Below are 5,957 nucleotides of genomic sequence, written 5' to 3' on the forward strand. Positions count from 1 at the left end.
GACCCGGCCCTACGACCGGTGGCAGGCCTACTTCCACTCCAAGCTGGCGAACCTGCTGTTCACGGCCGAGCTGCACCGCCGCCTCGAGCTGGCCGACGCCGACGTGCTGGCCGTCGCAGCCCACCCCGGCGGGTCCAACACCGACCTCGGCACCGAGGGCAGCGGGCTCACCAACCGGCTCACCCGGCTGGCCGTCCCCCTCGTGACGCAGTCCGCCCGGGCGGGCGCGCGCCCGATGCTGCGAGCCCTCACGGATCCCGCGCTCGCGGGTGGCAGCCTCGTGGGGCCACGGTTCGTGGTCCGAGGAGCGAGGCCGGTCATCGAGCGGCCCAGCCGCCGGGCGAGAGACGCCGAGGCGGCCCGGCGGCTCTGGGACGACTCCATCAGGCTCGGCGGCGTCGACCCGCTGCTGGCGGGCTGAGCCCCCCGGGCGGGGCTACAGCACCTTGGAGAGGAACGCCTTGGTGCGCTCGTGGACGGGGCTGCCGAGCACCTGCGCCGGCTCCCCGTGCTCCACGACGATGCCGTCGTCCATGAACCAGACCGAGTCGGCGACCTCCCGGGCGAACCCCATCTCGTGGGTGACCACGACCATCGTCATGCCGTCCCGGGCGAGGTCCTTCATGACGTCCAGCACCTCGCCGACCAGCTCGGGGTCGAGCGCCGAGGTCGGCTCGTCGAAGAGCATCAGCCGCGGCTTCATGGCCAGGGCCCGAGCGATCGCGACCCGCTGCTGCTGCCCACCGGACAGCTGAGCCGGGTAGGCGCCGCCGCGGCCGCCGAGGCCCACCCTCTCGAGCAGCACCTCCGCCTCAGCGCGTGCCTGCTCCTTGCGGACCCTCCGGACCAGGCACGGGGCGTGGGTGATGTTCTGCAGGGCCGTCAGGTGCGGGAAGAGGTTGAAGCGCTGGAAGACCATGCCGATCTCACGGCGCCTCGCCGCCACCTCCGACGCCTTCAGCTCGTGCAGCTTGTCGCCCCGCTGCCGGTAGCCGACGAGGTGGCCGTCGACGTGCAGCCGGCCGCCGTCGATCGTCTCGAGGTGGTTGATGCACCGCAGGAACGTCGACTTGCCCGAGCCGGAGGGGCCCAGCAGGCAGCTGACCTCCCCGGGTCGGACGTGCAGGTCGATGCCCTTGAGCACCTCCGTGCCACCGAAGGACTTGCGCACCCCGGTGGCACGCACCATCGCCTCGTCCGGGGCCTGCGCCCCGTCGCGCTCGTGGTCCATCATCGTCGCCATGTCATGCCCCCTTCCGGCCCGCGAGCCAACGTTGGGCGAGGCCCGGCTGGCTGCCGCCCGGCCCGTGGCCGCGCCCGAAGCGCCTCTCCAGGAAGTACTGCCCCACGCTGAGCACGCTGACCAGCGCGAGGTACCACAGTGCTGCCACCACGAGCAGCGGCATGACCTTGAAGTTCTGTGAGTACACCGTCTGCACCGCGGTGAGCAGGTCCTTGCCGCCGATGACCGCCACCAGCGCCGTCGACTTGAGCATGGTGATGGTCTCGTTGCCCATCGGCGGGACGATGACCCGCATCGCCTGCGGCAGCGTGATGGTCCGCATCGCCTGGGACTTGGTGAGGCCGAGCGCCAGCGACGCGTCGTCCTGGCCACGGTCGACGGCGAGGATGCCGCCGCGCACGACCTCGGCGGCGTAGGCGATCTCGTTGAGGCCCAGGGCGAGGATGGCCGCGACGACCGGGCCCACGACGGCGTTGGTGCTGACGTCGATGACGTGCAGGTCGGTGAACGGGATCCCGAGCTGGATGCGCTGGTAGAGCGCGGCCAGGAAGCCCCAGAAGATGATCTGCACCAGCAGGGGTGTGCCCCGGAAGAACCAGACGTAGAGCGAGGCGACGGCGCGCAGCACCGGGTTGGCCGAGAGCCGCATCACCGCGACCACCACGCCACCGACCGTGCCGATCAGCATCGCGACGACGGTCAGCATGATGGTGACGCCCACGCCGCGGAGCACGAAGTCGCGGAACAGGTAGTCGCCGACCGTTCCCCACTCGAGGTTGGGGTTCCGGGCCAGCGACGCCATCAGCGAGGCCGCCAGCAGCGCCACCACCGCGGCGGCGGCCCACCGGCCCCAGTGCCGCAGCGGCACGACCTCGATGTCGTCGTGACGCGTCGCGAGGGCCCGATCGCCCTGGGTGCTGTCGGTGGTCGTCATCCTCAGTCCACGGCCTGGTCGACGGTGGCCTCGTCGATGCCGATGCTCTCCTGGCCGTACTTGGCCAGGATCTTGTCGTACGTGCCGTCGTCCATCAGTGACTGGAGAGCGGCCTGGAACGCCGCGGCGAGCTCGGCGTCCTGCTTGTCGAAGGCGATGCCGTTGGGGCTGGGCTCGTAGCCGTTGGGTGCCTCGGGGTCGTCGACGACCTCCACCTTGCCGGTGAGCGCCGAGGCGTCGTCGACGAGGTTGACCTTGGTCGCGGCGATGGCGACGACCTTCTCGGCCAGCAGTGCCTGCACGGCATCGGTGTTCTGCGGGAACTCCGTCACCTCGATCGCGGATCCCCCGCACGACTCCTGCGAGAACGCCTGCAGCAGCGCCACCTGCTTGGCGGCCTTCTGCACGGCCACCTGTGCGCCGCACAGGTCCTGCAGCGTGGCGACGCCCTCGGGGTTGCCGTCGGCGACCATGATCCCGGTGCCCGAGGCCGAGTAGTCCACGAACGTCGCGGTGGCCTGGCGCTCCTTGTTGTCGGTGATGCCGCCGACGATCGCGTCGTACTTGTCGGCCTTGAGACCGGGCACCAGACCGTCGAAGGGCTGCTGCTGGAAGGGCGCGGCCACCCCGAGCCGGGCGGCGATCGCCTGCACGATGTCGTAGTCCAGCCCGGTGAACTCGTCGGTGCTGCCCTCGGTCTTGAAGTCGATGAAGGGCGGGTACGGCGCGTTGGTGGCGACGGCTACCTCCTTCGAGTCCTGCACCTGCTGGGGCAGCTGCTCGGTGAGCGCGGAGTCCGCCTTCACGGTGCCGACGTCGTCGATGGCCAGGTCCTCCCCGGCGGTCGCGCCGGAGTCCTCGGACCCGCCGCAGCCGGCGAGCGCGGTGGCTCCCAGCACGACGGTGGCCGCCAGGCCGGCCAGGCGGCGACCGCGCCGCCGGGTCGGCTTCGGCACGGGGGCCGGGATGGAGAGCGTCACGTGGGAGTTCCTTCCAGCTGGGCCCGGGGGCGGGCCGATCTGAAATGGACATTACGGTTAACGTCACTGTTTGTGAAGGTGTAACGCGTGATTCATTGTGCCCATCGGCGACCCGTCACAGCACGCCGAAGCGCTGGGCGATCTCCTCGAACCGGGTCAGCCGCTCGTGCGCGCGGTCCCCCGCCCGCTCCAGCACCCCGGCCACGAGCACCTCCACCAGGGCCAGGGCGGGCACGAGGCTGTCGTAGACGGCGATGGCGTCGACCCGCACGGGCAGGACCACGTCGGCCACCCCCGCCACCGGCGACAGCCAGCGGTCGGTGACCAGGACGACCGAGGCCCCGGCGTCCGAGCACCGTGCGGCCAGCTCGGCCGTCGCGGGCTCGTAGCGTCGGAAGTCGAAGAGCACCACGACGTCGCGCCGGCCCATGTCGAACAGCGCGTCGGCTCGCTCCACCGAGGGCTCCGGCAGCAGCCGGGCGTTGCCGCGGACCTGCATCAGGTGCAGCACCAGGTACGAGGCCAGCAGCCGGGTGAAGCGCCCGCCCTCCACCGTGACGCGGGCCCGCCGGTCGGCGAGCAGTCGCACCGCGCGGTCCACCTCGTCGGGCGGCAGGCCTTCCAGGGTCCGCGCCAGGGACTCCGGGAGGAGCGCCCTGGCCCGGCCCAGCGCGTCGCCCTCCTGCGGTGGGGAGTCGCCCCGGAGCACCGCCAGCGGGCTGGCGTCGCGCTCCCCCAGCTCGGCACGGAGGCCGTGCTGCAGGTCGCCGAAGCCGTCGAAGCCCAGCCGGCTGAGGAAGCGGAGCACCGTCGGTCCGCTCGTCTCGGCACTGAGGGCGAGCTTGGCCACCGTGTCGAGGCCCGCTGCGGGATAGTCCGCCAGCAGCGCCCGGCCGACCCGGCGCTCGGCGGGGCTGCATCGGCCGAGCCCCTCGCGGATCCGCTCGGCGACCGTCGTGGAACTCATGGTCTCTTTGTAACAGACGTTACGGATCGGCGCCTGCGCGTCGGCAGGTTCCGGCGGTGCCGGTAGACCCCGCGCGGTGCCACGTCGTGCCGCCGCCCCGGTGCGAGGGCCGCCTAGCCTGCTGGCATGAGCCTGCACCGCTCCTACCCGCCCGACACCTACCACGGCGACACCGGCGAGAGGACGGCCTGGATCCGCTCCAGCGACGAGCCGGCCGACATCACCTACCGCAGCGGCGGCACGTGTGAGTACCTCGCCACGGGCGACCGGACGGCCGGCCGGTTCGGCCTCTACCGCTGGACCTTCGGCGACGAGGAGTCCGGGCCCGACCCCCACTTCCACCGCTCGATCTCCGAGCAGTTCTACGTCCTGGCCGGGGAGGTCCGCCTGTACGACGGCGACGCGTGGGTCACCGCCAGGTCCGGTGACTTCCTCTACGTGCCCGAGGGCGGCCTGCACGGCTTCCGGGGCGGGAACGGCGCCTCGATGCTGCTGATGTTCGCGCCCGGCGGCCCACGCGAGGACTACTTCGAGACCCTCGCGAGCCGTCGGGAGATGACGCCTGAGGAGCACGACGAGTTCATGCTGCGACACGACACCTTCTGGGTCTGAGGCCGAGCCGGTCCAGCCTCACATCGAACGACAGGCGGCGATCAGGGCCTCGGCGTCGTGGGGCGCGTATCCCTTCACGTCGTTGTCGAAGTAGACGAAGACGTCCTGGCGCTCGGCCCACCCGGTGATGCGGCGCGCCCACTCCTCGAGCGACCGCGCGTCGTACCCGCTGACGTAGAGCTCCTGGTCGCCGTGCAGGCGCACGTAACGGAAGTAGGAGGTGTCGGCCTCGACCCGGGGCCACCGGCCGGCGGTGTCGGCGAGCACGCAGGCGACGTCGTGCTCGCGCAGCACGGCGAGCGCCTCCGGGGTGGCGAAGGTGGCGCTGCGGAACTCCAGCGCGTGCCGCACCGGGCGGTCGGCGTCGACGGTGGTGTGCACCCGGTCGCCGGCCAGCCTCTCGTCGTGGCGCAGGGCCAGCGCGGCGGCAGCGGTGGTGGTGCGCGGCAGGAGAGTGAGGAACGACGCCAGCACCTCGGCGTCGAAGGCGAGGACCTCCGGCAGCTGCCACAGCACCGGACCGAGCTTCGGGCCGAGGGCGAGCACGCCGGAGGCGAAGAAGTTCGCCAGCGGCGCCTCCACGTCCCGCAGGCGCTTGAGGTGGGTGATGAAGCGCCCGCCCTTCACGGCGAACACGAAGTCGTCGGGCGTCTCGTCGTGCCAGCGCCGGTACGACGACGGCCTCTGCAGCGAGTAGAAGGAGCCGTTGACCTCGATCGACCCCAGGCGCGAGGCGGCGTACTCCAGCTCCCGGCGCTGCGCCAGCCCCTTGGGGTAGAAGTCGCCCCGCCACGGCGCGTACCGCCACCCGGAGATGCCGATCCGGATCTCGTGCCGAGCCATGCCATCACCGTACGGCGCCGGGCGACCGCGACGACGACGCCGGGCGACCACGGCGAGAAGTCCCGGGCCACGCGTGGAATGCGGGGAACCGGCGACCGGTTGTCCGGAGACCCGCGCCGGCGCCCCAGCCTGCGCGGGTACGTGCATGGACCGGATCGAATCGAGCAGGAATGGTGGTCGCGTGAATCCTCCCTGGCGCATCCTCGGGCTGGTGCTGCTGTGGGCCGGCCTGCTCCTCGGCACGGCGGCCCCGGCCGGTGCCTCCGGCTCCGACAGCGGCGCCGGCACGGTGGTGCGCGTCGGCACGGAGGGCACCTATCCCCCGTTCACGTTCCAGGACCCGGAGACCGGTGAGCTCACCGGATACGACATCGACGT

The 5,957-nt window shown here is 71.9% G+C and carries 7 protein-coding genes and 1 pseudogene; 3 read left to right on the plus strand and 5 right to left on the minus strand.

What is annotated here, in order from left to right:
* Positions 1-421, plus strand: a pseudogene (locus QZX64_RS02885) (short-chain dehydrogenase); the annotation flags it as partial.
* A gap of 15 nt (positions 422-436) precedes the next feature.
* On the opposite strand, the gene QZX64_RS02890 reads toward QZX64_RS02885, so the two are convergent.
* The 4 genes from QZX64_RS02890 to QZX64_RS02905 form a co-directional block, all read right to left on the minus strand.
* Positions 437-1,189, minus strand: a complete 753-nt coding sequence (locus tag QZX64_RS02890) for an amino acid ABC transporter ATP-binding protein (protein ID WP_366558501.1) — start codon at positions 1,187-1,189, stop codon at positions 437-439.
* A 55-nt stretch (positions 1,190-1,244) separates the two neighbouring features.
* Complete coding sequence (locus tag QZX64_RS02895; protein ID WP_295656805.1) at positions 1,245-2,177, minus strand: amino acid ABC transporter permease; 933 nt, start codon at positions 2,175-2,177, stop codon at positions 1,245-1,247.
* Between the two features lie 2 nt (positions 2,178-2,179).
* Complete coding sequence (locus QZX64_RS02900; RefSeq protein WP_295656808.1) at positions 2,180-3,157, minus strand: transporter substrate-binding domain-containing protein; 978 nt, start codon at positions 3,155-3,157, stop codon at positions 2,180-2,182.
* Positions 3,158-3,272: 115 nt separating this feature from the next.
* Positions 3,273-4,124 (minus strand): MurR/RpiR family transcriptional regulator, encoded by an 852-nt coding sequence (locus QZX64_RS02905; protein WP_295656810.1) that lies wholly within the window; start codon positions 4,122-4,124, stop codon positions 3,273-3,275.
* A 126-nt stretch (positions 4,125-4,250) separates the two neighbouring features.
* On the opposite strand from QZX64_RS02905, the gene QZX64_RS02910 reads away from it, so the two are divergent.
* Complete coding sequence (locus QZX64_RS02910; protein WP_295656812.1) at positions 4,251-4,736, plus strand: cupin domain-containing protein; 486 nt, start codon at positions 4,251-4,253, stop codon at positions 4,734-4,736.
* 18 nt (positions 4,737-4,754) lie between these two features.
* Here the strand turns inward: QZX64_RS02910 and QZX64_RS02915 are convergent, their stop codons facing one another.
* Positions 4,755-5,579 carry a DUF72 domain-containing protein gene (locus QZX64_RS02915; protein WP_295656813.1) on the minus strand — a complete coding sequence of 275 codons (825 nt, stop codon included), beginning with the start codon at positions 5,577-5,579 and terminating at the stop codon, positions 4,755-4,757.
* A gap of 181 nt (positions 5,580-5,760) precedes the next feature.
* Between QZX64_RS02915 and QZX64_RS02920 the strand changes: the two genes are divergently transcribed.
* Positions 5,761-5,957: transporter substrate-binding domain-containing protein (locus tag QZX64_RS02920; protein ID WP_295656822.1), on the plus strand; the 197-nt coding region annotated here is incomplete at its 3' end.

The sequence above is a fragment of the uncultured Nocardioides sp. genome (assembly GCF_902805925.1).
Taxonomy (GTDB): domain Bacteria; phylum Actinomycetota; class Actinomycetes; order Propionibacteriales; family Nocardioidaceae; genus Nocardioides.

Coding starts and splice junctions, on each gene's coding strand:
- QZX64_RS02890 (WP_366558501.1), bottom strand. CDS start 1,189: ATGGTGCGTGCCACCGGGGTGCGCAAGTCCTTCGGTGGCACGGAGGTG.
- QZX64_RS02895 (WP_295656805.1), bottom strand. CDS start 2,177: ATGACGACCACCGACAGCACCCAGGGCGATCGGGCCCTCGCGACGCGT.
- QZX64_RS02905 (WP_295656810.1), bottom strand. CDS start 4,124: ATGAGTTCCACGACGGTCGCCGAGCGGATCCGCGAGGGGCTCGGCCGA.
- QZX64_RS02910 (WP_295656812.1), top strand. CDS start 4,251: ATGAGCCTGCACCGCTCCTACCCGCCCGACACCTACCACGGCGACACC.
- QZX64_RS02915 (WP_295656813.1), bottom strand. CDS start 5,579: ATGGCTCGGCACGAGATCCGGATCGGCATCTCCGGGTGGCGGTACGCG.